Annotated in this window: 26 protein-coding genes; 19 read left to right on the forward strand and 7 right to left on the reverse strand. The window is 64.3% G+C overall.

Features of this window, described 5'->3' with window-relative positions:
- Positions 1 to 33: 33 nt before the first annotated feature.
- A complete protein-coding gene (locus tag RX329_RS07685; RefSeq protein WP_085384890.1) occupies positions 34 to 2,001 on the reverse strand; it encodes a methyl-accepting chemotaxis protein in 1,968 nt (655 codons plus the stop codon).
- Positions 2,002 to 2,191: 190 nt separating this feature from the next.
- On the reverse strand, positions 2,192 to 3,157 hold the full coding sequence (locus RX329_RS07690; RefSeq protein ID WP_018453772.1) for a 2-hydroxyacid dehydrogenase: 966 nt from the start codon (positions 3,155 to 3,157) through the stop codon (positions 2,192 to 2,194).
- 144 nt (positions 3,158 to 3,301) lie between these two features.
- Between RX329_RS07690 and RX329_RS07695 the strand changes: the two genes are divergently transcribed.
- The 4 genes from RX329_RS07695 to RX329_RS07710 all read left to right on the forward strand — a co-directional run bounded on the left by RX329_RS07695 (position 3,302) and on the right by RX329_RS07710 (position 6,067).
- Positions 3,302 to 3,670 carry a YciI family protein gene (locus RX329_RS07695; RefSeq protein ID WP_026232592.1) on the forward strand — a complete coding sequence of 123 codons (369 nt, stop codon included), beginning with the start codon at positions 3,302 to 3,304 and terminating at the stop codon, positions 3,668 to 3,670.
- Positions 3,667 to 4,983, forward strand: a complete 1,317-nt coding sequence (locus tag RX329_RS07700; RefSeq protein WP_018453774.1) for an RNA polymerase sigma factor — start codon at positions 3,667 to 3,669, stop codon at positions 4,981 to 4,983. Before RX329_RS07695 ends, RX329_RS07700 begins: the two co-directional genes overlap by 4 nt.
- Before the next feature lie 95 nt (positions 4,984 to 5,078).
- A complete protein-coding gene (locus RX329_RS07705; RefSeq protein WP_018453775.1) occupies positions 5,079 to 5,615 on the forward strand; it encodes an SRPBCC family protein in 537 nt (178 codons plus the stop codon).
- A gap of 38 nt (positions 5,616 to 5,653) precedes the next feature.
- Complete coding sequence (locus RX329_RS07710; RefSeq protein ID WP_085348912.1) at positions 5,654 to 6,067, forward strand: VOC family protein; 414 nt, start codon at positions 5,654 to 5,656, stop codon at positions 6,065 to 6,067.
- 97 nt (positions 6,068 to 6,164) lie between these two features.
- On the opposite strand, the gene RX329_RS07715 is transcribed toward RX329_RS07710, so the two are convergent.
- The 3 genes from RX329_RS07715 to RX329_RS07725 form a co-directional block, all read right to left on the reverse strand.
- Positions 6,165 to 6,518 (reverse strand): hypothetical protein, encoded by a 354-nt coding sequence (locus tag RX329_RS07715; protein ID WP_085348911.1) that lies wholly within the window; start codon positions 6,516 to 6,518, stop codon positions 6,165 to 6,167.
- Between the two features lie 434 nt (positions 6,519 to 6,952).
- Positions 6,953 to 7,390 carry a hypothetical protein gene (locus RX329_RS07720; protein ID WP_018453779.1) on the reverse strand — a complete coding sequence of 146 codons (438 nt, stop codon included), beginning with the start codon at positions 7,388 to 7,390 and terminating at the stop codon, positions 6,953 to 6,955.
- Between the two features lie 81 nt (positions 7,391 to 7,471).
- Positions 7,472 to 8,260 carry an SDR family NAD(P)-dependent oxidoreductase gene (locus RX329_RS07725; protein ID WP_085348910.1) on the reverse strand — a complete coding sequence of 263 codons (789 nt, stop codon included), beginning with the start codon at positions 8,258 to 8,260 and terminating at the stop codon, positions 7,472 to 7,474.
- A 156-nt stretch (positions 8,261 to 8,416) separates the two neighbouring features.
- On the opposite strand from RX329_RS07725, the gene RX329_RS07730 reads away from it, so the two are divergent.
- The 5 genes from RX329_RS07730 (at position 8,417) to RX329_RS07750 (ending at position 11,184) form a co-directional block, all read left to right on the forward strand.
- Positions 8,417 to 8,779 (forward strand): nuclear transport factor 2 family protein, encoded by a 363-nt coding sequence (locus tag RX329_RS07730; RefSeq protein WP_085359474.1) that lies wholly within the window; start codon positions 8,417 to 8,419, stop codon positions 8,777 to 8,779.
- A 159-nt stretch (positions 8,780 to 8,938) separates the two neighbouring features.
- On the forward strand, positions 8,939 to 9,340 hold the full coding sequence (locus RX329_RS07735; protein ID WP_085359472.1) for a YciI family protein: 402 nt from the start codon (positions 8,939 to 8,941) through the stop codon (positions 9,338 to 9,340).
- A gap of 38 nt (positions 9,341 to 9,378) precedes the next feature.
- Complete coding sequence (locus RX329_RS07740; RefSeq protein ID WP_085359470.1) at positions 9,379 to 9,741, forward strand: YciI family protein; 363 nt, start codon at positions 9,379 to 9,381, stop codon at positions 9,739 to 9,741.
- 96 nt (positions 9,742 to 9,837) lie between these two features.
- The gene (locus tag RX329_RS07745) at positions 9,838 to 10,578 is read left to right on the forward strand and encodes a TetR/AcrR family transcriptional regulator (RefSeq protein ID WP_085348908.1); all 741 of its coding nucleotides are present in this window, start codon (positions 9,838 to 9,840) and stop codon (positions 10,576 to 10,578) included.
- 120 nt (positions 10,579 to 10,698) lie between these two features.
- Entirely contained in the window at positions 10,699 to 11,184 is a 486-nt protein-coding gene (locus RX329_RS07750; RefSeq protein ID WP_007596323.1) for a DUF2852 domain-containing protein, read from the forward strand.
- A 204-nt stretch (positions 11,185 to 11,388) separates the two neighbouring features.
- Here the strand turns inward: RX329_RS07750 and RX329_RS07755 are convergent, their stop codons facing one another.
- Entirely contained in the window at positions 11,389 to 12,552 is a 1,164-nt protein-coding gene (locus RX329_RS07755; RefSeq protein ID WP_018453786.1) for an acyl-CoA desaturase, read from the reverse strand.
- Between the two features lie 314 nt (positions 12,553 to 12,866).
- Here RX329_RS07755 and RX329_RS07760 point away from each other — a divergent pair, with 314 nt between their 5' ends.
- Positions 12,867 to 13,634 carry a serine O-acetyltransferase gene (locus RX329_RS07760; RefSeq protein WP_085348906.1) on the forward strand — a complete coding sequence of 256 codons (768 nt, stop codon included), beginning with the start codon at positions 12,867 to 12,869 and terminating at the stop codon, positions 13,632 to 13,634.
- 35 nt (positions 13,635 to 13,669) lie between these two features.
- Here the strand turns inward: RX329_RS07760 and RX329_RS07765 are convergent, their stop codons facing one another.
- On the reverse strand, positions 13,670 to 14,188 hold the full coding sequence (locus RX329_RS07765) for a DUF2231 domain-containing protein (protein ID WP_018453788.1): 519 nt from the start codon (positions 14,186 to 14,188) through the stop codon (positions 13,670 to 13,672).
- 496 nt (positions 14,189 to 14,684) lie between these two features.
- On the opposite strand from RX329_RS07765, the gene tolQ reads away from it, so the two are divergent.
- The 9 genes from tolQ (at position 14,685) to tilS (ending at position 24,909) form a co-directional block, all read left to right on the forward strand.
- Entirely contained in the window at positions 14,685 to 15,401 is a 717-nt protein-coding gene (gene tolQ, locus RX329_RS07770) for a protein TolQ (protein ID WP_007596319.1), read from the forward strand.
- 43 nt (positions 15,402 to 15,444) lie between these two features.
- On the forward strand, positions 15,445 to 15,894 hold the full coding sequence (gene tolR, locus RX329_RS07775) for a protein TolR (protein WP_018453789.1): 450 nt from the start codon (positions 15,445 to 15,447) through the stop codon (positions 15,892 to 15,894).
- Between the two features lie 3 nt (positions 15,895 to 15,897).
- A complete protein-coding gene (locus tag RX329_RS07780) occupies positions 15,898 to 16,860 on the forward strand; it encodes a hypothetical protein (RefSeq protein WP_018453790.1) in 963 nt (320 codons plus the stop codon).
- A gap of 41 nt (positions 16,861 to 16,901) precedes the next feature.
- The gene (gene tolB / locus RX329_RS07785; protein ID WP_026232593.1) at positions 16,902 to 18,248 is read left to right on the forward strand and encodes a Tol-Pal system beta propeller repeat protein TolB; all 1,347 of its coding nucleotides are present in this window, start codon (positions 16,902 to 16,904) and stop codon (positions 18,246 to 18,248) included.
- 242 nt (positions 18,249 to 18,490) lie between these two features.
- Entirely contained in the window at positions 18,491 to 20,821 is a 2,331-nt protein-coding gene (locus RX329_RS07790; protein WP_085359468.1) for a putative bifunctional diguanylate cyclase/phosphodiesterase, read from the forward strand.
- Positions 20,822 to 20,983: 162 nt separating this feature from the next.
- Positions 20,984 to 21,748 carry an N-acyl amino acid synthase FeeM domain-containing protein gene (locus RX329_RS07795; protein ID WP_026232594.1) on the forward strand — a complete coding sequence of 255 codons (765 nt, stop codon included), beginning with the start codon at positions 20,984 to 20,986 and terminating at the stop codon, positions 21,746 to 21,748.
- A 236-nt stretch (positions 21,749 to 21,984) separates the two neighbouring features.
- Positions 21,985 to 22,473: a peptidoglycan-associated lipoprotein Pal gene (gene pal / locus RX329_RS07800; protein ID WP_026232595.1), complete on the forward strand. Its 489-nt coding sequence runs from the start codon at positions 21,985 to 21,987 to the stop codon at positions 22,471 to 22,473.
- A gap of 187 nt (positions 22,474 to 22,660) precedes the next feature.
- A complete protein-coding gene (gene ybgF, locus RX329_RS07805; protein ID WP_317245600.1) occupies positions 22,661 to 23,719 on the forward strand; it encodes a tol-pal system protein YbgF in 1,059 nt (352 codons plus the stop codon).
- A 74-nt stretch (positions 23,720 to 23,793) separates the two neighbouring features.
- A complete protein-coding gene (gene tilS, locus RX329_RS07810; RefSeq protein ID WP_085348901.1) occupies positions 23,794 to 24,909 on the forward strand; it encodes a tRNA lysidine(34) synthetase TilS in 1,116 nt (371 codons plus the stop codon).
- Positions 24,910 to 25,043: the final 134 nt, after the last annotated feature.

A 25,043-nucleotide genomic window follows, 5' to 3' on the forward strand; every position in this document is an offset into this window, starting at 1 on the left:
GCCGTCGCGCCGCAGCTCCTCCCTGTAGCCCGCCTACGCCGCGCGAATATGCGCGAGGAAGCGGTCCACCTCGTCCCGCAGCCGCTGCGATTGCTTTGACAGCTCGATCGCGGAGCCCAGCACCTCCTCCGCTGCTGTTCCCGTCGCGGCGATGCCGGCGGTGACGCCTGCGATGTTTTGCGAGACCTCGCCGGTGCGGGCGGCTGCCTGCTGCACGTTCTGGGCGATCTCCTGCGTTGCGGTGCCCTGCTGGCCGACGGCGGCGGCGATCGCGGCGGAGATCTCGTCGACCTCCTGGATCGTTGCGCAGATCGACTGGATGCCGTCCACTGCTCCGGTGGTCTCGCCTTGTACCGCCGTGACCTGGGCGCCGATCTCCTCGGTCGCTTTGGCGGTCTGGGTTGCCAACGCCTTCACCTCGGAGGCAACCACCGCAAAGCCGCGGCCGGCTTCGCCCGCGCGCGCCGCCTCGATCGTCGCGTTGAGGGCCAGCAGATTGGTTTGCTCGGCGATGCCGCTGATGAAGGAGACGACGTCGCCGATTTTTTGCGCGGCGTCGGCCAGACTTTGCACGCGCTCGTTCGACCGTCGTCCGTCGCTCGCGGCTTTGCCGACCACCGCGGTCGCGTGCGCAAGGCGCCGGCTGATCTCGGTCATGGACGACGACAGCTCTTCCGCGGCGGCAGCGACCGTCTGCACATTTTCCGAGGCGAGCGCCGAGGCCGACGACACCGTGCCGGTCTGCTGCCGCGACCGCTCGACGATATCAGACATCGAGCGCGCCGTGTTCTCCATCTCGACCGCGGCCGAGGAGACCGTGGTGACGACCTCGCGGATGCTGGCTTCGAAATTGTCGGCGAGCGCGGCGAACGCGCGTCGCTTCTCCGCTTCGGATTGCGCCTTAGTGTCGGCCTGTTCGGCCTGGAGCCGGTTGAAGTTGACGGCGTTGTCGCGGAACACCGCGACAGCCTTGACCATCGCGCCGACCTCGTCATTCGCCTTGCTGACGGGGATGGTGACATCGAGGTGTCCGTCGGCCAGCTCGCGCATCACGCTGGTGATGGAAATGATCGGGCGCGAGATGCTGCGGGCGATGAGATAGCCGACGATGGCGGCGAGCACGAGCCCGAGCGCGGCGATGCCGAATGCCAGCAGCCAGGCACGGTCGGCGGAGGCCACATAGTCGGCATTGTCCATCACCAGTTCGACGGCGCCGAGCGGCTTGCCGGAAAAATCCCTGATCGGTCCGAGCAGCGCCGCTACCGGCGTCGTGTCGAGCTTGGCCTGCCGTACCGTGAAGTCGCCGCCGGCGGCGCGGCCGTAATCGGCCGCATCGAAGAAGCTCTTCCCCTTCAGCGTGCCGCCGAACAGCTTGAAGCCGCCGCCGTCCGCGAGATGGAAGGCGATGTCGACATGGCGGTTGGTCTTGAAATCGTCGAGGAAGGACTGGCCGAAGGTCAGGCCAAACTCCACTGAGCCGAGATGCTTGCCGCCTTGCGCGATCGGCACGACGCCGCGGATGCCGAGCCCAGCCAAGCCGCCCTCGAGGCCGACCACGACCTTGCGCTCCTGGTTGGCCATGATCACGGTTTTGCGGAAGCCCGAGAGGTCGTCGCCAAATTTAGCAGGCTGGTGCACGCGCAGGAACGAGGTCGCGGGCGCCACGTGGAACTGGAACTGTTCGACGCCGTACTCCGATTTGGTCGCAGCAAACACCGGCCCGAACAGGCTGATCAGGGCATTGCGATCCTGTTTGGCCATCGCGTCCTGCGTTGCCGGCATCGCGGCGACGACGGCGCTCATGGCGGCGGCGCGCTGGGATTCCTCGGCAATTCGCGACTGGAGCGCGTCGTAATGACTGCGAAGCTCGCGCTGGTCGGCCCGGTCGATGATGCCGGAAATGATCCACATCGCCCCGAGCACGGCGAACAGGGCGGTCGCCGCCGCCGTCACCGCCAGCGCAACCGTGATCCGCATCCTGAGGCCGAGCGTGAAGCGCATGTCCGACTCGTTCGTTGAGCGTTGATTAAGGAGACCTATCAACTTCTCGCTAAGAGAGGGTGAACGGGATGCCGGCCGAGCGGGTGCCTTCGGGGGTGACGGAGTGACCAAAGAAGTCTGGTGTCGTCCTGGCTTTCGCCAGGACGACACGGAGGGTAGGGAGCGGTCGTGCCTTTTTCAGGCGTGCGGCCTAATACCCCCGCGTCCGGTCCACCACGTTCTCCAGCACACCACACGCCTCGAACCGCGCGATCTGCTCGGCGACATAGGCCGAGATCGCGTCGGCGTCGGTGTCGGCGGCGTTGTGCGGGGTCAGCAAGACCTTGGGATGGGTCCAGAACCGGCTGTCCGCCGGCTGCGGCTCCTGTACGAAGACGTCGAGCGAGGCGGCGCCCAGCGTGCCGTCGTCGAGGCAGGCCAGGATGTCGGCTTCATTCTGGAGGCCGCCGCGGCCGGCGTTGATCAGCACGGGCGCACCGAGCGGGCTCTTGCGGTTGAGCTTGGTGAAGACGTCGCGGTTGAGGATGCCGTGTGTATCAGGCGTCAGCGGCAATAGGCTGACGAGAATATCGGTCGTGCGCAGGAACGCGTCGATTTGCCCGGCGCCATGGAAACATTCGACACCCGCGATGATACGCGGGCTGCGGCTCCAGCCGGCGACGCGGAAACCAAGCCGCCGCAGCACATCGGCCGCATCAGTGCCGAGCGTGCCCAGGCCCATGATACCCACCGTGACGGCGCTCGCTGGCCATTGATAGGTCGGCTCCCAGCGCTTTTCGCGCTGCGACTGGCGCAGATAAAGCTCCTGGCGGTGGTGCATCAGCACGTGCTGCACGACGTATTCGGTCATGCGGCCGGTCAGATCAGGCACGGCCACGCGCACCAGCGGCACGTTCGGAAGGCTCTTGTCCGCCATCAGCGCGTCGACGCCGGCGCCCAGATTGAAGATCGCACGCAGATTGGGGAAAGAGCCGAGGTCGCCCGGCACCGGCTTCCACACCGCGGCATAATGCACCTCGGCCGGATCGAGCCCGGCATCGGGCAGCAGCACCACGCGGCGGCCGCCGCAGACGGCGTCGAACCGGGCCTTCCAGCGCTCAGGCAGCCAGTTCTGCTGCGTGCTGTTGATCAGGACGGCCAGGGTGCCAACGGTCATTCGAAGTGCCTCTTTAAGTTCCGCTTTTGAAGGCCCTCCTTGGCACGATCTGCCGGATTTTTCTTGCAATTTTTTTCCGCAGCCATGTCGGGGCAAGGCATACTGGATCGTCTTCAAAACAAGCGCTCAGAGAAGGTACTGCCCATGCTTTATGCGATCCTTTGCTATCACGACGAGGACTTCGTCGGCTCATGGAGCAAGGACCAGGACGAGACCGTGATGAAGAAGCTCGCCGTGGTGCAGGAAGGTCTCGCGAAGCAGGGCAGGCTCGGCCCGGTGGCGCGGCTGCTGCCGACCACTGCGGCAGCGACGCTGCGCAAGGAGGACCCGCCACTGGTGCTCGACGGCCCCTACGCTGAGACCAAGGAGCAGTTGCTCGGCTTCTATATCGTGGATTGCAAGAATCTCGATGACGCACTCGATGTCGCCCGCGACCTCGGTGCCGCCAATCCCGGCGGCGCCTACGAGGTGCGCCCCGTCGGCGTGTTCAGTCCCGGAGGGAATCTGAAATGAGCGAAGCCGATACCGCCTGGATCGAGACCGCGCTGACCTCGGCGCGCCCCCAGGCGGTCGGCGCGCTGCTGCGCTATTTCCGCGATCTCGACACCGCCGAGGAGGCCTTCCAGAACGCCTGCCTGCGCGCGCTGAAGACCTGGCCGCAGAACGGACCGCCGCGCGATCCCGCCGCCTGGCTGATCATGGTCGGCCGCAACGTTGCCATCGACGAGGTGCGCCGCACCCGCAAGCAGCAGCCGCTGCCGGAGGACGACCAGGCGATCTCCGATCTCGACGACGCCGAGGGCGCGCTCGCCGAGCGGCTCGACGGCTCGCACTACCGCGACGACATCTTGCGGCTGATGTTCATCTGCTGCCATCCAGGGCTGCCGGCAACGCAGCAGATCGCGCTGGCGCTCCGCATCGTCTGCGGCCTGACGGTGAAGCAGATCGCGCGCGCCTTCCTGGTGTCGGAAGCGGCGATGGAGCAGCGCATCACGCGTGCCAAGGCCAAGGTCGCGGAGGCCGGGACGCCGTTTGAAACGCCGGGCGCGGTCGAGCGCTCGGAGCGGCTCGCCGTTGTCGCGGCGATGATCTATTTGATCTTCAACGAGGGCTATTCGGCGAGCGGCGACACCGCCGAAATCAGAAAGCCGCTGTGCGAGGAAGCGATCCGGCTGGCGCGGCTGCTGCTGCGGCTGTTCCAGAGCGAGCCGGAGATCATGGGACTCACGGCGCTCATCTTGTTGCAGCATGCGCGCAGTGCCTCGCGCTTTGCCGCGGATGGCTCGCTGATCCTGCTGGACGACCAGGATCGTTCGCTGTGGAACGGCACGATGATCGCGGAAGGCCTCGCGCTGATCGACAAGGCGATACGCCATCGCCGCAGCGGGCCCTACCAGATCCAGGCCGCGATTGCTGCGCTGCATGCCCGCGCCTCCACGCCTGAGGAGACCGACTGGGCGCAGATCGACCTGCTCTATGGTGCGCTGGAGGTGGTGCAGCCCTCGCCGGTGGTGACGCTCAACCGCGCGGTCGCGGTTTCCAAGGTGCGCGGACCGCAAGCCGCGCTCGACCTGATCGAGCCGCTGGCGCCAAAGCTTGCCAACTATTTCCATTTCTATGGCGTGCGCGGCGCCTTCCTGATGCAGCTCGGCCGCAACGACGAAGCCCGCATCGCCTTCGACCGCGCCATCGCCCTCGCCAACACGTCCGCAGAAGCCGCTCACATCCGCATGCATCTCGATCGCCTGATCCGGGACAGCCAGCCCAAGGGCGCCAATGGCGGCGCCAGGCAAGACGCTAAGGTCGAAGGCGCAAAGGTGAAGTAGGGAGCGCCTGCCTGGGGCATAACAAATTTTTCCGCTTCGCCTTGTCGGGCCCGGTCCCCTCCCTTCGTCCTAGGAGCGTATCCAGGGAGCCATTCATGCTGAAAGCCATTGCCGTCATCGCCATCCTGCTCGCGGTCGGAATCGTGGGCGTGCTCGGCTTTGCCCTGACGAAGCCCGACACATTCCGCGTCGAGCGCAGCCTCGCCGTGAAAGCGCCGGCCAATGCAGTCTATCCCTTGGTTGCCGATTTCCATCGCTGGACGGCCTGGTCCCCCTACGAGAACCGCGATCCTGCGATGAAGCGGGCGTTTGGCGGCACCGCGCAAGGCAAGGGCGCGACCTATGCCTGGGACGGCAACAACAATGTCGGCGCCGGCCATATGGAGATCCTCGAGGCGAGTGCGTCGTCAAAACTACGCATCAAGCTCGATTTCGAGCGGCCTTTCGAAGGCCACAACACCGCCGAGTTCACCTTTGTGCCGCAAGGCGATGCCACACTGGTCACGTGGGCGATGTCCGGTCCGGCCCCGTTCCTGTCCAAAGTCATGCAGGTGTTCGTCAACATGGACAACATGATCGGCAAGGATTTCGAGGCGGGCTTGGCCAGCCTGAAGAAGCTCACCGAGAAGTAGCGCCGTCACCCCGAACCAAAGCAAAAAGGAGAGAAACGATGCTCAATCCCTATCTGTTCTATCAGGACACCTGCGAAGCGGCGTTCAATTATTACGCCAAGGTTCTCGGCGGCAAGATCGACGCCATGATGCGTTCTTCGGACGCACCGCCGGACATGGCTGCGGCGCCCGGCCGCGAGAAGACGATCATGCATGCGCGGATGTCGCTGCCCGACGGCAGCGTGCTGATGGCCTCCGACGCACCAAGCGAACATTTTCACAAGCCGCAGGGCTTTTCGATCTCGCTCACGGTCGCGGACCCGGCGGAGGGCGAGCGCAAGTTCAACGCGCTCGCCGATGGGGGCAACGTCACCATGCCCTTCAGCAAGACGTTCTGGGCCAAGGGTTTTGGCATGTGCGTCGACAAGTTCGGCATTCCCTGGATGGTGAACTGCCCGGCCGAGGGAATGTGACAGGCGCGATCGCCTGACGCGCTGAACGGCGATCCCCCTCTCCCCTACGATGCGGGAGAGGGGCGCCCATGAGGACGTCGCGTCGACCGCGTGCCCCTCAGCGGATCGATCCGGTCACGTCATTGCTCGGTGGCTGGGAGGAGGGAACGCAGCGCGGACAGATCACGAGCTTTGTCCCGAGCTGCCTGTCATTCTCCGCTTCGATTTCGTCGTGGATTGCCCACCACGCCGCGGAGTACGGGCGCAAGGTGCCGAGGACTCTCTCCCGCTCCTGATTCGGATCACTCGCCGCGGGAGCTTGGGTCGCCACGCGACGCTTGATGACGGAGGGACGGTTCGGATCCTGACCGAGGCCGTCCCATGCGATCGGACGGCGATCCTGCGCAGGCGCGACCACGCATCCCATGAGCGTTGCGCAAAAAGTGAGCAAGACGAAGCCGTGTCGCATCATGCCGGACCCTTGGGTGTTGTATGCGACGCGCCAAGTCCGCTTACCGAAGCTTGCGTCGCACCGCTCAAATGGAACCTAAGGGAAACGCGTGGCCGACATGGCCGAATATGAATTCTGCTGTCGCACCACATTGCGAGAGCAGTGAGGCCGCTTCGTGAAATGATGCGGACCGCATCGCACAACAACTGGCGCAAGATTAGGCTGTGAACTCCGGGACAGAATCGTTATTTATTTCGTCATAAATTCTAAAAACTGGGGCGGGCGGACTTGGAAGGGGAGCGACCGATGGCGGCGGCGCTGCAGATCAACTTTGCACTTTGGGGTATGCTCATCTGCGCGAGCATGGAATTGACCGAGTTGATCCAGAGTTTTTACTAGACCTCTCGAAGCAGGTGACCGGCGCAATTTTGGCGGGCGATTGCGTCCGCCGATCATCACCGGCAACGCGGATAGATCGCGGCGAGGTCGCGTCCCTTCAGCAGAAGCAACCGCGACGAGAGGCCGCCGCGGCGGCTGATCCAGTCACGCACCGGGCCGGGATAGGCCGCAAGCACCGCATCTGATGCTTCCGGCTCGGCGTAGAAGCGTCCGCGCCGATCGACCGATCGCGCCGCGTGGAAGCCGAGCACGGCGCGTTTCGTCACGCAAATCCGCTCGCCCGGCACGATGCTCAGTACCAGTGTGCAGGCGGACAGGCAGGGACCATCGATCACCACGCGCTCGCCGCTCTCGCGCACCTTCTCGAACAAATCGAGGAACGGCCCGACCTGTCCACCGGGCGACTGGATGATGCGGATTTCGGCCGAGGCAGGCGTGGCGGCGAGCAGCGCGGATGCGAGGATCAGGGCCCTGAGAAAGGTGACGCGCCGCATGAAGCCTCCGCGAATTCGAGTCCGTAGGATAGGCCGACGAGAAGAGGTGGTAACGCTTCGCTAGGCCAACCTACGCGGTGCCTACCCGTTCCTCCGCTCGCCGCGCAGCGTCGGCAGGCCGATGCCTGCCGCATCGAAGCCGCCATCGACGGCCAAAATTTGTCCGGTGATGTAGCTCGATCGTTCCGAGCACAGGAAGTAGATGGCTTCGGCGAGTTCCTCTTCCAGGCCGTAGCGGTTGAGCGGAATGGCGTCGTGATAATCGGCGCGGATCTCGCTGGTGTGCACCTGCTTCGCCATCGCGGTGTCGACCGGTCCCGGCGCGACCGCGTTGACACGGATGTTGAGGGACGCGAGCTCAACCGCGAGCTGCTTGGTAAGGTGCGCGAGACCGGCCTTGCTGGTGCCGTAGGCCGAGCGCAGCGTCGAGGCGCGCACTGCCGAGATCGAGGTGATGTTGACGATGGCGCCGCCATTGCCGTCGCGCATCAGCGGCACCGCCGCCTTGGTGCAGAGGAACGGGCCGGTGAGGTTGACCTCGAGCACGCGCCGCCAATCGGTCTCCGACGTCTCCATCAGCGGCGCGAACACGGCAATGCCGGCATTATTGACGAGCGCATCGAGCCGGCCAAACCGCTGTTCGACCGTCGTCATCGCGGCGGCAACCGCGGCTGCGTCCGAGACGTCGCAGGTCAACGCCAGCGTGGCCTCGTCCCGGCCGATCTCGGCGACCGCGCAGCCGAGCAACTCGCCCTCGATGTCGATCAACGCCACCCGCCAGCCCTCGCTCAAAAACTTCTTCGCGGTCGCAAGCCCGATGCCACGCGCGGCTCCGGTGACGAGGGCAACGCGGTGCGGGGTAGGGGGCATTGGCTGATCGGTCCTTATGAAAGATTGGGTCGCGCAAACGCGAGCCTCTTTTACTTCGCTTTCGTCCCGACGAGGAAGGCCTTAACTCGAAGGCACGATGTCGGGACGGTCCTCGATGGATCGTCTTCCAGGGGATCATTGCCAGGGAGATCCGCAATGTCCAACCACGAGCGCCAGATTCGAGACCTTTTCGCCGCTTATCTCGGCAACGACCGGCAACGGGTCGCCGACGCGTTGGCGGACGATTTCCGCTTCACCAGCCCGTTCGACGACGACCTCGACAAGGCGGCTTATTTCGAGCGTTGCTGGAGGGACACCGGCTGGATTGCGCGGCACGACATTGAGCGGATCTTCGTCCAAGGCGACGAGGCCTTCGTCACCTATCTCTGCCTGGCGACAGATGGCAGGAGCTTTCGCAACACCGAGTTCTTCACCTTCGCCGGCGGCAAGGTTCGCCGCATCGACGTCTATTTCGGCGCTGCCCGGCGGGACGGGCGTTTCCTGCCGCAGGCGCGCTAGCGCCAGCCAATAATCGCCAGAAGAAATTTCGTCACCTGTCGGTTTCGTCAAGGTTCCTTCGTCTTGGAGGTGAGAGCGGGCGGCCCGGGCGTCGCTCCCGTCCATCCGGAGTGGCGCCTCGCCGCGCAACCCGAACGAAAAAGCACGCAAGGAGTGCTCATGCGATTCATGATGCTGATGATCCCGCTCGGCTACGAGACCGCGGCGCCCGACGTTCAACTCGATCCCGAGCGGGTCGCTGCGATGGTGCGCTACAACGAGGCGCTGAAGGACGCCGGCGTGCTGATCACGCTCGACGGCCTGCACCCGCCCTCGATGGGCGCGCGCGTCTCGTTTGCGGCCGGCAAGCCCATCGTGACCGATGGTCCGTTCGCCGAGGCCAAGGAGGTCCTGGGCGGCTACTGGATGATCGAGGTTGCCTCGCGTGCCGAGGCGATCGCCTGGGCCAGGCGGTGTCCGGCCGCACCGAACGAAATCATCGAGATCCGTCAGGTGCAGGAGATGAGCGACTTCCCGCCTGACGTGCAGGAGGCCGCCGGTTTCGGCGACCTGAAGAAATAGCCGCAGCTTCGTCTATCCATCACCAAAGGAGAGAACCGATGAGCACCGACACCTATCTCGCCGTTTTCCTCGGCAGCAAGACCAGTTCCAAATGGACCGCATGGAATGCGATGCCCGAGGCCGAGCGCAAGGCGAAAGAGCAGGCGGGCATGGCGGCGTGGAAAGGCTGGGTCGAAAAGCACCAGGGCGCGATCGAGGCCATGGGCGGCCCGCTCGGCAAGACCAAGAAGGTCGACGGCAAGGGCATCGCCGACATCGCCAACGAGATGGGCGCCTTCACCGTGGTGCGCGCAGCGTCCCATGAAGCCGCGGCGAAGATGTTCGAGAACCACCCGCACTTCACGATCTTCCCCGGCGAACGCGTCGAGATCATGCCGGTGCTGCCGATCCCTAGCGGCTAGGATCTCGGGCCGCCTCGCCGGACCGGGAAGAATACGGGCTGATCAACCCGTCGCCGCTAGTGACCTTCACCGCCGGCTCATGTAAAGGTCGTTCACATGAGCTGGCGCAAGGAGACGCGCCGCGCCGAGCGCGGCTATCACCACGGCAATCTGAAGGAAGCCCTGTTGCAGGCCGCCCTCGGATTGATCGCCGAGAAGGGCGCGGCCGGCTTCACCTTTGCCGATGCCGCGCGCATGGCCGGCGTCAGTGCGGCGGCGCCGTACCGGCATTTTCGCGACCGTGAAGAACTGCTGTCCTCGATCGCGCAGCGCGGCTTCGAGCAGTTTGAATCGCGCCTGACCGCGGCTTGGGACGACGGACGGCCCGACACCGTCACGGCGTTCGAGCGTGTCGGCAGGGCCTATCTCGCCTTCGCCCGCGAGGAGCCCGCGTTCTACAACGCGATGTTCGAATCTGGCCTCCCGGTGGATGCCAATCCGGCGCTCCAGGCGGCCAGCGAGCGTGCTTTCAACATCATTCGTGCCGCGGCGGAGCGGCTTGCCGCGCTGGCGCCGCCGGGCACGCCGCGGCCGCCGGCGATGATGATGGCGCTGCACATCTGGTCCATGGCGCATGGCGTGGCCTCGCTGTTCTCCCGCGGTGACGCCGCGCGTCGAAAGCTGCCGATGTCGCCGGACGAGCTGCTCGAAGCTGAGGTGCTGATCTATCTGCGCGGTCTCGGGTTCCCGACCGATCGCCGTCCCCCGGCGAAAAGCGCCGAGCCGCCGCCGGTGCCGCCGGAGGCATCCTCCGGTTCAGGCGTGCCGCCCGGTGGTCCCTGGGGCAAGCCGAAATAAAGTTACCCAAATAATTGCCCCGCCCTGTCAGGCGGTCGGCTTGACAAAACCGCGGGATGATCTACCTATGTAAATGTTATTTACATTCACAACGGCGCTGATGCCGTCATGGAGAGGGAAATGGCCTACACCGCTGATGTCAATCGATGGCGCGGCCCTTCGGACCAACACTACGAGCGCCCCCACATGCTCAATACGCCCTGGCATCCCGGCTGGATCGCCGTGACCATCCTCGGCTTCATCATCTGGTGGCCGATCGGACTTGCCCTTCTCTTTTTCACACTCGGGAGCAGAAGAATGTCGTGCTGGAGCAACCAGGATCGCTGGCAGAACAAGATGGAGCGGATGCAGTACAAGATGGATCGTATGCGCGGCCGCATGGAGCGCCACGGTTTCGGCTTTGGCTTCGGTCCGCCCTCGAGCGGCAACCGCGCCTTTGACGAGTACCGCACCGAGACATTGCAGCGGCTCGAGGAGGAGCAGGTCGAGTTCAAGAACTTCCTCGACCGTCTGCGTCACGCCAAGGACAAGGAAGAGTTCGACCAGTTCATGGCGCAACACAAGACACGCCCGACCCCGCCGCCGACCGACCAGCAGCAAGGTTGATCTCAAGCTTGATCTCGGGACTGACGCCTCTCAAAGCCGTCAGGCGCATGCCCCCAAAGTCCTGATGGCCCCGAGCCGCCCGCCTGCGCAACCCGCAGGCGGGCGGTTTGATTTTGGGAATGCGCGTCAGGCTGCCGCGACCGTCCGGATTGCCTTGGTTTGGAAAAGTCTTGGTCTGGAAAGTCCTGGTCCAGAGAGACTTGGTCAGCGCGCCGTGGCGAGCTGCGCGCGAACCGACTCCAGGAAGTGTTCGTAGGCATAGTCCACGATCTCGTTCAGTGATCGCGTTCGCGCAAACATCGCCTTGGCCTCGGCGAGAAACTCGTCGCGGGTCGGAATCTTCGGCAAATGCAGATGCGTCAGTGCATCGACACCTTCGTGCGCGCGACTCAGGATGTCGTGCAGCGTCGGCAGTTGCAACTGGGCCAAATCGGCTCGGCGGAGCGCCGACGAAATCGCATGCGCCAGGGTCTGCGCATCGAACCGTCCGGCAAGCTCGCGGGCCGCCCGGTTGATGACGCGTGCGCCAAGCGGCTGCTCGTTGCGCAGCACCTGCTCGGGTGGCGACTTCATGTTCCAGACGATGCCGAACCAGGACAGCACCTTCAGGATGTAATAGGTGACGTCGATTTCCCACCAGCGAAAACCCTGCCGCACGCTGCTCTGGTAGGCGTGGTGATTGTTGTGCCAGCCCTCACCGAGAGTGAACAAGGCCAGCAGCCAATTGTTGCGTGAATCATCGCCGGTCACGTACCGCTTGCGTCCATGCACGTGGGCGAGGGAATTGATGCAGAAGGTCGCGTGATAGACCAGCACGGTGCTCCACAGGAAGCCGACGACGAGACCGGACCATCCGCCAACCAGGAAGCAGAGCGCAGCCAGCGTGACGGCTGGCAGGAGTTCCAGGCGATGCAGCCACATCAACTCCGGATAGGCGGCGAAATCTCCGACTTTCACGAGGTCGGTGCCATCGTGCTCCCTGTAAAAAATCCAGCCGAGATGACTGTAGAGGAAGCCTCGATGACGCGGCGAATGCACGTCGTCTTCGGTATCGGAATGCAGATGATGATGTCGATGCTTGGCCGCCCACCACAAAACGCTTTTCTGCGCGGTGCTTTGCGCAAGCCAGGCCAGGATGAACTGAAACACTCGACCGGTCGCAAAAGCCCGATGGGAGAAATAGCGGTGGTAGCCTGCTCCGATCGCAAACATACGGACGACATAGAGTGAGGCGCAGATCGCGATGGCCTGCCAGGTAACGCCGGTCCAGATCGCAGCAATGCAGCCGAGATGGACCAGCAGGAACGGCAGGGCGGAGGGATACATGATGTCGTCGTGTTGGTCGTCAGCGGGGGCGTTGGGCGACATGTATTGGCGTGACCTTGGAGGACGGGGATTCGGGAATCGCTTCGGCAGCACTGAGGGCCGCTGTGTGCGACAATCCCGGGGATGGCGGACCACTGCGGGGCTTTGAACGAGATGCTTTGCCTGAGCAACCCGGGCCAGCGCGGCAGCACGAACCTGAGACCATAGCTACGGGCGGAACTCGGCTGCCTCCATATATATGATCCCGACTGCTTGGCATGCAAGCTCGTAGCCTCACGGGGTGCGTGGCGCGCGGGCTGCCGACGGCCTATAGCCGACAGTGAAAAGGAAGCGTCAAAATACCGCAGGCAGCAACGATGGCGGAAGCGGCGATGATGGCGAGCGAAACCCTCTGGCAGAAGATCCGCGACGAGGCGCAGCGCACCGCGGCAGCCGACGCCATATTCGGCAAGGCTCTTGTCGGACTCATCCTCGTCCATGACGATTTTACCGCCGCACTGTCCGACCTGATCGGACGCCGGCTTGGCGACAGCGAGGTCGAACGCGCGCGCTTCACGACATTTTCCCGCGACGCCTTCAATGGTCAGCCGGATCTGATCGAGGCGGCCGGCCGCGACTTGCAGGCCATCGTGCTTGGCGATCCCGCCATCAGCGGAGTGTTGGCGCCGCTGCTGCACTTGAAGGGCTACGTCGCCTTGCAGGCGTGGCGCGTCTCGAACTGGCTCTGGCATCACGACCGTGGTGACGCGGCGCTGCTGTTTCAGAACGAGGCGTCGAACGTCCTGCAGGTCAGCATTCATCCGGCGGCGAGCTTGGGATCGTCGGTGTATCTCGACCACGCCACCGGCATCGTGATCGGTGCCGATGTGGTGATCGGCGACGAGGCCACCATCCTTCAGAACGTCAGCATCGGTCGTGGCACGGAACTGCCGGCGCGCTCGCCTCGCATTGGTCGCGGCGTGTTCATCGGCTCCGGCGCGACAATTCTCGGCAACGTCAGAATCGGCGATTTTGCAAAGATCGGCGCCGACACCGTCGTGACGAGCGACGTGCCCCGGGGCTGCACCGCAATCGGCAATCCGGCGCGGCTGACCAATTGCCCAGAGCCCGCTTCCGCGGCCTGACTCGCCGTCACGTCATCAGGCGACGTGCTCCTCGTTCACGCGGCGCGGCGGCGGCTCTCGCCGCCATGACGCGGGCTGACCGGCTCCGAACTGGTCTGGCCCGGCGCGTCCAGCACCGCGACGTGATGCCGGTAGACCAACTCCCAGCCCTTCCAGCCCGTGAAAAGCAGAATGCCGACCACGACCAGGGACAGCGCCACGCCCCACGGCTTGATTGCAGCTTCCGCGCCTTGCGCGTAGCGGAGGTAGAAATTGATCAGGGCCAGCACGACGGCTACGAGATTGCCGATCATGTGATACCAGGCGTCATTGAGGCTGCGGATGCGGGCGTCGCTGAAGAAGTCGGTGAAGCCGGCCACGGCCGCAACGAGCGCCATCACAATACCGGCGCCGATCAGCCAGATCGCGGCTCTGGCCCAAAAGCCGTCACCGGTGCCGATGAAGGCGAGATCGGCGATGGGCGCGCCGACCAGGAAGGCGACGGGGAACGGGATGATCATGGGGTGGAGCGGATGATCGCCGACCGCGGCGGTCGTCTTGGGGTTGATGCTCATGGCAAAACCTCGCGAGAAGTGATTTTCCAGACAATTTTTCGGACGGAGGCTGGTTCCTCTGACCGGGATAGCGGGCTCCGCTCCTGATGCGCACGGGAAAGCGGAACTCTGCTGTCCCGGGCGCAGCGCACCGTCCCGTCGGGAACACGGCCCGCCCGCCGCGCCTCCCATCCCCCTGTGCGACCTCCCTTTCCCGCACTCAAATTCGTCTGCGGTAACCCAGCATTAACCATCGCCGGGCTCTGGTAATTGCGGACAATCGCGCGCCCAAAGCCTGAAGTCTGAGCCTTGGGGTCGGGCCCATAGTTTTGACATCTTGGCAGGGAATGCAGGCGGCCGGCTTTGGACGAGCCCTGCACCCCAGAAAGACAAGGCTTTGAGCGGGCTTGCCGGCCGCGCCGGTTCTAGCGCGGCTATTGGGGAACCGGCGGCCATTTGCTGGCCGGGACATTAGGTCGGGACATCAGGTAACGATCGCCTTGAGAGGATACTGCTTATGAATCCGGCCGACGTGGCTCAGTCAGCCCTTCCGGTTGCCGCTTCCGCGGACGTGTCGCTGATCGCGCTGTTCTGGCAGGCTCACTGGATCGTGAAAGCGGTGATGCTGGGGCTTCTCGCCTGCTCGGTCTGGGTCTGGGCGATCGCCATCGACAAGATCTTCCTGTTTGCCCGCACCCGCCGCTCGATGGACCGTTTCGAGCAGGCTTTCTGGTCCGGCGAGTCGATCGAGGACCTCTATCGCACGCTCTCGGCCAAGCCGACACATTCCATGGCGGCCTGCTTCGTCGCCGCGATGCGCGAGTGGAAGCGTTCGTTCGAGAGCCAGGCCCGCTCGGTCGCAGGCCTTCAGATGCGCATCGACAAGGTCATGAATGTCTCGATCGCCCGCGAGGTCGAGCGGCTGGAACGCCGGCTGCTGGTGCTCGCCACCGTCGGCTCCGCAGGCCCCTTCGTCGGCCTGTTCGGCACCGTCTGGGGCATCATGTCGAGCTTCCAGTCGATCGCGGCGTCGAAAAACACCTCTTTGGCGGTGGTGGCCCCTGGCATCGCGGAGGCGCTGTTTGCGACCGCCGTCGGCCTTATCGCCGCCATTCCTGCCACTATTTTCTACAATAAGTTCACCTCCGAGGTGAACCGGCAGGCCCAGCGGCTCGAAGGCTTCGCCGATGAATTTTCAGCCATCCTGTCGCGCCAGATCGACGAGCGGGGCTGACGGACGGCATGTATAGTGTGAAGGGCAATTTGGGCACCAGACCATGGGCATGAACGTTGCGAGTTCGTCCGGAGGCGGTGGGCGCCGTGGCCGGCGCAAGCCGGTCGTGGCCGAAATCAACGTCACGCCGATGGTGGACGTGATGCTGGTGCTGCTCATCATCTTCATGGTCTCGGCGCCGATGTTGACGGTCGGCGTGCCGCTCGACCTGCCGCAGACCCAGGCCAAGAGCCTCGAAAACAACGACCAGAAGCCGATCCAGATGTCGGTGGACATCAAGGGCAAGGTGTTCATCAACGACGCCGAGATCGCGATCAACGAACTGATCCCCAAGCTGAAGGCGATCACGGACGCGCGCGGCGGGCTCGAGGAACGCATCTATTTGCGTGCCGACAAGAAGGCGGATTACGGGACGGTGGCCAAGGTCATGGGCCAGTTGTCCGGCGCAGGCTTCAAGAAGCTGGCGCTCGTCACGGAAGCGGATCAGGGGTAAACCGTGAAGGTGAAGGTCGACAAGACACTCGTTGCGTCGATTGCCCTCCACGTCCTCGTGCTGGGATGGGGGCTCGTCACCTTTAGCAGCAGGGCTTTTGTGCCGGCGGAAGAGTCGCTGCCGATCGACATCATCTCCACCGATCAACTCGCGCAGATGATGTCGGGGCAGAAGACCGGCGACAAGAAAGAGCCGAAGCCGAAGGTCGAGAAGATCGCGGAAGCCAAGCCCGAGGAAGACGCTGTCGGCAAGGTCACCGAGAAGAAAGAGCTGATCAAGACCAACTCGACGCCGGAGCCGCCGCCAAAACCCGTGGAGAAGCCGGTCGAGAAGAAGCCCGAGCCGCCCAAGCCCGTCGCTGAGGCGAAGCCCAAGGAAGAACCGAAGCCGCCGGAAAAAAAGCCTGACCCGGCCAAGGAAGATCCGATCGCCGAGCTGCAGAAAAAGCTCGAAACCAAGAAGCCGCCGCCCAAGCCGCCGGAGCAAAAGGTCGCGGCGGTGCAGCCGCAACAGCAGCTGCCGAAGCCCAAGGAGCGCAGCTTCGATCCCGCGCAGATCCAGCGCGATCTCGACAAGCGCGCCGCGACCCGGCACGAACTCGCCGGCTCGACGCTGAATGCGTCGGCCTCGCTGGGATCGACGACCGGAACGGCCGCCAACAACATTGCGACCTGGCGGGGCGCGTTCCAGGGGGCGGTGAAGCGCTGCTTCACGCCGACCTATAACGGCCAGGATGCGGATCAATACGAAGCCGACATCGACATTCCCATGAAGATCGACGGATCGCTCGCGTCCGAGCCGATCGTCGTCGCGGTGAGGGGACCGTCGCGATCGATCGCACAGGCGGTGGCGGAGAGTGCCAGACGCGCCATCGTGCAGTGTCAGGTCTATTCGTTCATGCCGAAGCAGCAATACGAGAGCTGGAAGCTCATTCCGATGACTTTCGGCCTGAAAGACATGTTGTGACATCCGAACAAAAGAATTTTGCGATGAATGACGTTCGATCGATGAACCGCCGCCGCTTCATGACCCTGACCGGATCGACGCTCGCGATGCTGGGGGGCGGACAAGCCTTGGCCCAGCAGCCGCAGGGACGGCTCCGCATCGATCCCACCGAGTTTCGGCCGATTCCGATTGCGATCACCAATTTTGTGCCGGGCTCGCCGGCCGACGGTGACGTCGGCAACGGCGTCACCCAGGTCATCACCAACAATCTGAAGCGCTCGGGCCTGTTTGCGCCGGTCGACCAGGCCGCCTTCATCGAGCGCATCAGCAACATCGACGTCGCGCCGCAGTTCGAGAACTGGAAGACCCTGAACGCGCAGGCCCTCGTCACCGGCCGCATGACGCGGCAGCCGGACGGCCGCCTCAAGGCTGAATTCCGCTTGTGGGACGTCGTCACCGGCCAGCAGCTCGCCGGCCAACAATATTTCACCTCGCCGGAATATTGGCGTCGCATCGCCCACATCATCTCCGACCAGATCTATGAGAAGCTGACCGGCGAGAAGGGCTATTTCGACAGCCGCGTGGTGTTCGTTGACGAGACCGGGCCGAAAGAGCGCCGCGTCAAGCGGCTCGCGATGATGGACCAGGACGGCGCCAATGTGCGCTATCTGACCCGCGGCTCCGACCTCGTGCTGACGCCGCGCTTCTCGCCGAACTCGCAAGAGATCACCTACATGGAATTTGGCCAGGGCGATCCGAAGGTCTACCTGTTCAACATCGAGACCGGCCAGCGCGAGATCGTCGGCAACTTCCCCGGCATGACCTTTGCGCCGAGGTTCTCGCCGGACGGCCAGCGCGTCATCATGAGCCTGCAGCAGGGCGGCAATTCCAACCTGTTCGTGATGGATCTGCGCTCGCGCTCGACCACGCGCCTCACCGACACGCCCGCGATCGACACCTCGCCTTCCTACTCCCCGGACGGCACCCGCATCTGCTTCGAGTCCGATCGCGGCGGCAGATCGCAGATTTATGTCATGGCCGCGGGCGGCGGAGCGGCGCAGCGCATCTCCTTCTCCAAGGACGACAACAACGCCACCTATTCGACGCCAGTGTGGTCGCCGCGCGGAGATTACATCGCCTTCACCAGGCAAGGCGGCGGGCAGTTTTCGATCGGCGTGATGAAGCCGGACGGCTCCGGCGAACGGCTTCTCACTTCTGGCTACCACAACGAAGGTCCGACCTTCTCGCCGAACGGCCGCGTGCTGATGTTCTTCCGCGATCCGGGCGGCAGCGGCGGGCCGTCGCTGTTCTCCGTCGACATCTCGGGCCGCAACGAGCTGAAGGTGCCGACGCCGGGCTTCGCCTCCGACCCGGCATGGTCGCCGCTCTTGTCCTCGACATCGGGCTAGCCGCCGCCCCCGGCGCGCGATGATTTGACCGCGCGCCTTTTCCGAAAACTTGGCGAGATGTTTCCCCGCGATAATTGTTCTTTAAGGTTGCACTAGGCAAACTTTTCCCATGGGTTTGTTTCTATTGATGTATTCCGACTATTGGTCATTCAAAACAACTCGACTTTAACGATGTTCCCTCAGAAAGACTTCATACCGGATCGGTAAAACTGCGCTCCAGACAGGACGCGCGTAAACACCAGATGCAGTTTGCAAGTCATAGCGGAGAGCCGGAACAGCGGCCGCCGAAAACTTCGGCGGCGCAAATCGATTCGCTGTTCGAAGCGCCTGGCCCGTTGCTGGCGGGACTCATTTTCGTGTCGATTGGTGCGGCCCTGACCGCGCTGAGGACGGGCGAGCCGCTGATCTGGTCGTGCGTCGCACTTCTGATCCTGGCCGGGACCGCGCGGGCGATCGACCTGCGCCTCTATCAGGCACGTCACGCGGTCATGACCGTCGAGGCGGCCGCACGCTGGCAGAAGCGCTATCAGATCGGAGCAAAGATCCAGGCGGCTGCGATCGGCATCTGGTGCGCCACCACCCTGTTGGCCACGGACGACGCCGTGGCCCACATGATCGCCTTGTCGGTCACGACCGGAATCGCGGCAGGCGGCGCGGGCAGGGCATATGGCCGGCCTGCGATCTTCCACCTCCAGGCCGTGCTGATCTTCGGCCCGGCCGTGCTTGCCTTGGCGCTGCGTGGAACACCCTACTACATCGCGATGGCGCTGGTCAGCGCCGCGTTCCTGATGGCGATCATGCAGCTCTCGGTGAATCTGCATCGAATCTTCATGGGAGCGGTCGTGGCACGTGAGCGTGAAGCCGCGCTCGCCGGCCAGTTCGATACGGCTCTGAACAACATGCCGCACGGCCTCTGCATGTTCCGCGTCGACGGACAGCTGGCGGTCATGAACCACCGCTTCGGCGCAATGATGAATCTGCCGGAAGGTCTCGCGCAGCGCGGGGTCAACGCGCGTGACATCGTCGCGGCGTGCGTGAGCGCGGGATCCATCTCGGCTGGGAGCGGCGAGCGAATCGTCGCGGACATCGAGAGTTCGCAAGCCAAGGAGATCATCACCGCCGATCCCGATACGCAGCGAAACCGGTCGTTGTCCTGGACTGTCCAGCCGATGGCTGACGGTGGCGCGGTGGTGCTGCTCGAGGACATTACCGAGCGACGTAGCGCCGAGGCCAAGATCACGCATCTGGCGCGCTACGACGACCTCACCGCGCTGCCCAACCGCGTTCATTTCCGCGATGAGATCGAAAGGCTGCTGGCGATCTCGCACGGCGCCGAGCGCCTGTCCGCGCTGCTGTTCGTCGACCTCGACCAGTTCAAGCAGGTCAACGACACGCTCGGCCATCCCTGCGGCGACCAGCTCCTGTGCGCGGTCGCCAACCGTCTGCGCGAGATGCTGCGCCCCGAGGATTTCGTCGCCCGCTTCGGCGGTGACGAATTCGTCGTGTTCCAGGAGAACATCTCCTCGCCCGAGGACGCCGCTGCGCTGGCGCGCCGGATCGTCGAACGGCTGAGCGAGCGTTACCGCATCGACAATCATCTGGTCGAGATCGGCGCCAGCGTCGGCATCGCATTGACCTTGCCGGAGGGCATCAGCGCAGACACGCTGCTCAAGAATGCCGACATGGCGCTGTACCGGGCCAAGGCCGACGGCCGCGGCACCTTCTGCTTCTTCCGCGACGAGATGGCGGCGACCGTCGAGGCGCGCCGCATCCTCGAGCTCGATCTGCGCAAGGCGCTCGCCAACGAGGAGTTCGAGCTGTTCTATCAGCCGCTGGTCAATCTGAAATCCGGCAAGATCACGACGTGCGAGGCGCTGCTGCGCTGGAATCATCCGGTGCGCGGCACGGTCTCGCCGATCGACATCATCCCGGTCGCCGAGGACATGGGGCTGATCGTCGATCTCGGCCGCTGGATCCTGCGCCGCGCTTGCATGGAATGCATGAAATGGCCGGAGGGCGTCAGCGTCGCCGTCAACTTCTCGCCGCAGCAATTCCACCAGCGCGACGTCTTGAGCGAAATCCGCTACGCGCTCGAGGTTTCGGGGCTCCCGGCGCATCGGCTGGAGATCGAGATCACCGAATCCTCCCTGTTGCGCAACACCCAGCTCACGCACGACATCCTGTCGCAATTGCATGCGATCGGCGTGCGCATTTCGCTGGATGATTTCGGCACCGGCTATTCGAGCCTCAGCTACCTGCACAATTTCCCGATGCAGAAGGTGAAGATCGACCGCTCCTTCCTCGAGGGCATCGATGCCGACCGGCCGCTGACGCTGCTGCGCGGCGTAGCGCGGCTGTCGGCCGATCTCGGCATGGCGGTCGTGGTCGAGGGCATCGAGACCAATGATCAGCTCGAGTTGATCAGCGCCGACGGCACCGTGACCGAAGGGCAGGGCTATCTGTTCAGCCGGCCGGTGCCGGCAGTCCGGATTCGCCAATTGCTCAATGCCTCGCATGGCCGCCGCGGGGCTGAGGACCACATCGTCATGGTGTCCTCGCGATCGATCGCCTGATCTTTCTCCGCGTCACTCCTTCAACGCATTTAGCTCTCGTTCGCCCGTGTTTTTGCGGGCTGCAAAGGTTAACCCTAACGTTTCTAAGCCTTTGCAATTCCGTTAATGAACCATTAATCTCCTCACACTCGCAGAAGTTGCTTTGGAGTGTAGGGGTACTGGATGACGTCTGGAGCTGAACCGCAAACGGTGCTCCTTCCGCGGGGAGCCGCTCTGTTTGACCGCATCGATTACCGCCTGATCGAAACTCCCGAGGACCGAGACAACCTCTATTTGATGCGGTACCGGGCCTATCTGCACGCCGGTCTGATCGAGCCGTCGGAGTCGCGGCGCGTAACCGATCGCTTCGACGATGCGCCCAACACCTGGAATTTCGGGGTCTATGTCGATGGAGAGCTCTGCAGCTCCGTTCGCATTCACGTCCTGACGTCGGACTGGCGGATGTCCTACACGACCGAAGTGTTTGGCGACGTGCTGCATCCCCGCCTCGACCGCGGCGAAGTTCTCATCGATCCATGCCGGTTTGTTGCCGATCCCGAAAAGCACCAGCGTTTTCCGGAGCTGCCCTATCTGACCGTGCGGCTGGCCTTTGTGGCCTGCGATCATTTCAACGCCGATACCGGGCTGGCCATGATCCGGACCGACCACCAGGCGTTTTATCGTCGCATCTTCCTGCACGAGACCATTTCACCGGAGCCACGCGGGTTTCCGGGCTGGCCCACCAAGAAGGCCGTGCTGATGGCGTCCGATTTCCGGAACCAGCGGGAAAAGGTCCTGACGCGCTTTCCGATCATGCGCTCCAGCGCGTTTGAGCGGCGCATGCTGTTTCAACGCAGCAGCCCCCGCCAGGCTGCCGCGCGCCCGGTGTCGCTGGCCACGCAGCGGCCCCCGGACGTAGCCGTCTCGGCAACGGGTTCTGCCCGCTAGGCCCCACGCGACGAGCCTAAAATTCCAGCAAAGGCCGCGGTTTTTGCCGGTCGTTGCGGCTTGCCTTCACCGTCGCGCCACATTTACAACCCATTAACCATGACGGTTGCTTTTCGCTGGTTGGGGGCATTTGACCGGCTGTGGCAAGGTTCCATCAAGGTTGACGGAACGTTCGCTTAACCAACCCCCTGTAGACCGGACAGCAGTGGACGAAACGTGAGCGTGGAGGCTCCGGAATGAAACATCCTATGCGCATCCTCCAGGGATTGAAGCTGGCCGCGGTGCTTGCCGTCGCGTTGTCGATGGGTGCCTGCGCCAACAAGAACTCTGCCACGGATGCGATGGCCAACGCGGCGACGCCGGGCAGCCAGCAAGACTTCGTCGTCAATGTCGGCGACCGCGTGTTCTTCGAAAGCGACCAGACCGATCTGACCCCGCAGGCGATCGTGACCCTGGAGAAGCAGGCGCAGTGGCTCCAGAGCTATCCGCGCTACAGCTTCACGGTCGAAGGTCATGCCGACGAACGCGGCACCCGCGAATACAACATCGCGCTCGGCGCTCGCCGCGCCCAATCGGTGCGTTCGTTCCTCGCCTCGCGCGGCATCGATCCGAACCGCATGCGCACGATCTCGTACGGCAAGGAGCGGCCGGTGGCCGTTTGCAACGACATCTCCTGCTGGTCGCAGAACCGCCGCGCCGTCACCGTGCTGAACGCGAGCTCCTGACGATCGGTCAGACGCCGTTCATCTTCAGATAGCGATTATGCCGGCGCCCTCTCGGGCGCCGGTTTCGTTTCAGCGATCTGTGACAGAAACCCGTTTGTTACAGTCACAGTTTTGGCGTACTCCCCTTCAATGTGTGGCGCGTCGAATGTTCGGTCGCAGGCCATTTCGCTTTCGTCGTCAGGGCAAGATGTCATCCAGATTTAAGGTTTTCACCGGCACCGTGGCGATCGCCGCGCTGCTTTCGTTGTGCTCGCCCGCCCTCGCACAATCGGACGATGCAGATCCCGAGATGCGGATCGAGCGGCTGGAGAACCAGCTGCGCCAGCTCACCGGTCAGAACGAAGAGCTGCAATATCGCAACCGCCAGCTCGAAGAGCGGCTAAGAGCGCTCGAGGGCGGCGCGCAAGCTTCGCCCGGCCAGACGCCGGTCCAGCCCAATGTCGCGGCCATGCCGCCCGCACAAGCCGCGCCGGCCTATCGCCAGCAGCCGCCGCACCAGCAAGCGGCCCAGCCGAATTACGAGCAGCCGCAGATCGCCTCTCCGGCACCGATCGTTCAGGAGCAGCCTGCGCCCGGCGCGCCGGGCACGCGCCGCCGCGGCGATGCCTTCGACCCGAACCAGAGTCCGAATGCGCCGGGTGCGCCGCGCGCGCTCGGCGGCGGGCAGCAACCGATGCCTGCAGGTGCCCCGAGCGGCGCGCCCGGCGGCCGTGGCGCCGGCGAACCGCTTGATCTCGCCAACAGCGGCCCCCGCTATCCGCAGGCGGTCGGGCCTCAGGCTGCGCAGCCCGGCTATCCGCCGGTCTCATCCGGCTCTCCCGCGCCATCAGGCGGCACGGGCCTTGCGACCCTGCCGCCCTCGGCAACGCCGCGCGACGAATTCGACCTCGGAATCGGCTACATGCAGCGCAAGGACTATGCGCTGGCCGAGCAGACCATGAAGAATTTCTCGCAGAAATATCCGAGCGACCCGCTGCTCGGTGACGCGCAATACTGGGTCGGCGAGAGCTATTTCCAGCGCCAGCAATATCGCGACTCCGCGGAAGCCTTCCTCGCCGTCACCACGAAATACGACAAATCCGCCAAGGCACCGGATGCCCTGCTGCGGCTCGGCCAGTCGCTGGCGGCGCTGAAGGAGAAGGAGGCGGCGTGTGCCGCCTTCGGTGAAGTCGGTCGCAAATATCCGCGCGCTTCCGCCGGCGTCAAAGCTGCGGTCGACCGCGAGCAGAAGCGGGTGAAGTGCTGAGGCGCGGCGATTGATCCTGACAAGAAGGATGGCGCTGCGCTAAACAGTGTCCATCCGCGGACGATTGCAGTGTCATGTCAGAGGACAATTCACCGATCTCGGCGCGTGAGGCCAAGCGCCTCTTCGCAGGCCTGAAAGGCGCGCAGGGACTGCTGCTCGCGGTCTCCGGCGGGCCCGACTCGGTGGCGCTGATGTGGCTTGCGGCGCGCTGGCATCGCAGCCTTTCGCGGGGCCCGCGTCTCACCGTAGTCACTATCGACCACGGCTTGCGGCCGGAGGCGGCGCGCGAGGCGCGCGAGGTCAAGCGTCTCGCAACCGGGCTTGGCCTGCCGCACCGGACCGTGCGCTGGCGCGGGGCAAAGCCGAAAACGGGACTGCCGGCCGCCGCGCGCGAAGCTCGCTACCGCCTGCTTGTGCAGGCCGCGCGCCTCGCCGGTGCGAGCCACGTGCTGACCGCCCACACCCGCGACGACCAGGCCGAGACCCTGTTGATGCGGCTTGTGCGCGGCAGCGGATTAGCCGGGCTGTCGGCGATGGCCCGTCTCACCGAGCGCGACGGCGTCGTTCTTGCGCGTCCACTGCTCGATGTTCCGAAGTCGCAGCTGATCGCGACCTTGAAGCGGGCGAAGATCGGCTTTGCCGACGATCCCACCAACCACGACGCTGCCTTTACCCGGCCGCGGCTGCGTGCGCTGCTGCCGCAGCTCGCGGCGGAGGGCGGTGATGCCCGCAGCCTGGCTCGGCTCGCGGCAAGGCTGGCGCGCGCCAATTTGGCCGTCGAGGTGCTGACCGATGGAGCCGAGCGCTTCCTCCGTTTGCGGGATCGCGGCGATGCGCCGCAGGCCGGCGTTCGAAGCTTCGAGGCCTCCGGGTTTGCCGCCCTGCCGGAGGAGGTCCGGCTGCGGATCCTGCTGCGGGCCATCAACGCGTTCGGGCATGAGGGGCCGGCGGAACTCGGCAAGGTCGAATCCCTCCTGGCCGTGCTCGATCAGGCCATTGCCGCAAGTGCCCGCGCACCCGCAAATGGCCGGCCGGCCCTGAAGCAGACGCTTGCGGGAGCCTTGATCAGCCTTGCCGGGGGACGTATCCGCATCGCCCCGGCGCCGGCCCGGCGCAAGGGTGGATCAAGGGTGGATAAGGGCGGATCATGGCACCGGCCGTTTCGAGACCGCGCCGTGAGGACACCTTAACCAGGCAGGAAAAACCCGGACCCGAGCGCCATTATTTCAGCGGGAATCGGACTAAGATGGGCTAAATAGTCCCATCTCGTTCCCTTGGCAGCGACCGGAGCGACACCTAGATTGTATGCGTCTAACCGAGAGGA

The organism is Bradyrhizobium sp. BWC-3-1, from assembly GCF_032917965.1.
Taxonomy (GTDB): domain Bacteria; phylum Pseudomonadota; class Alphaproteobacteria; order Rhizobiales; family Xanthobacteraceae; genus Bradyrhizobium; species Bradyrhizobium canariense_D.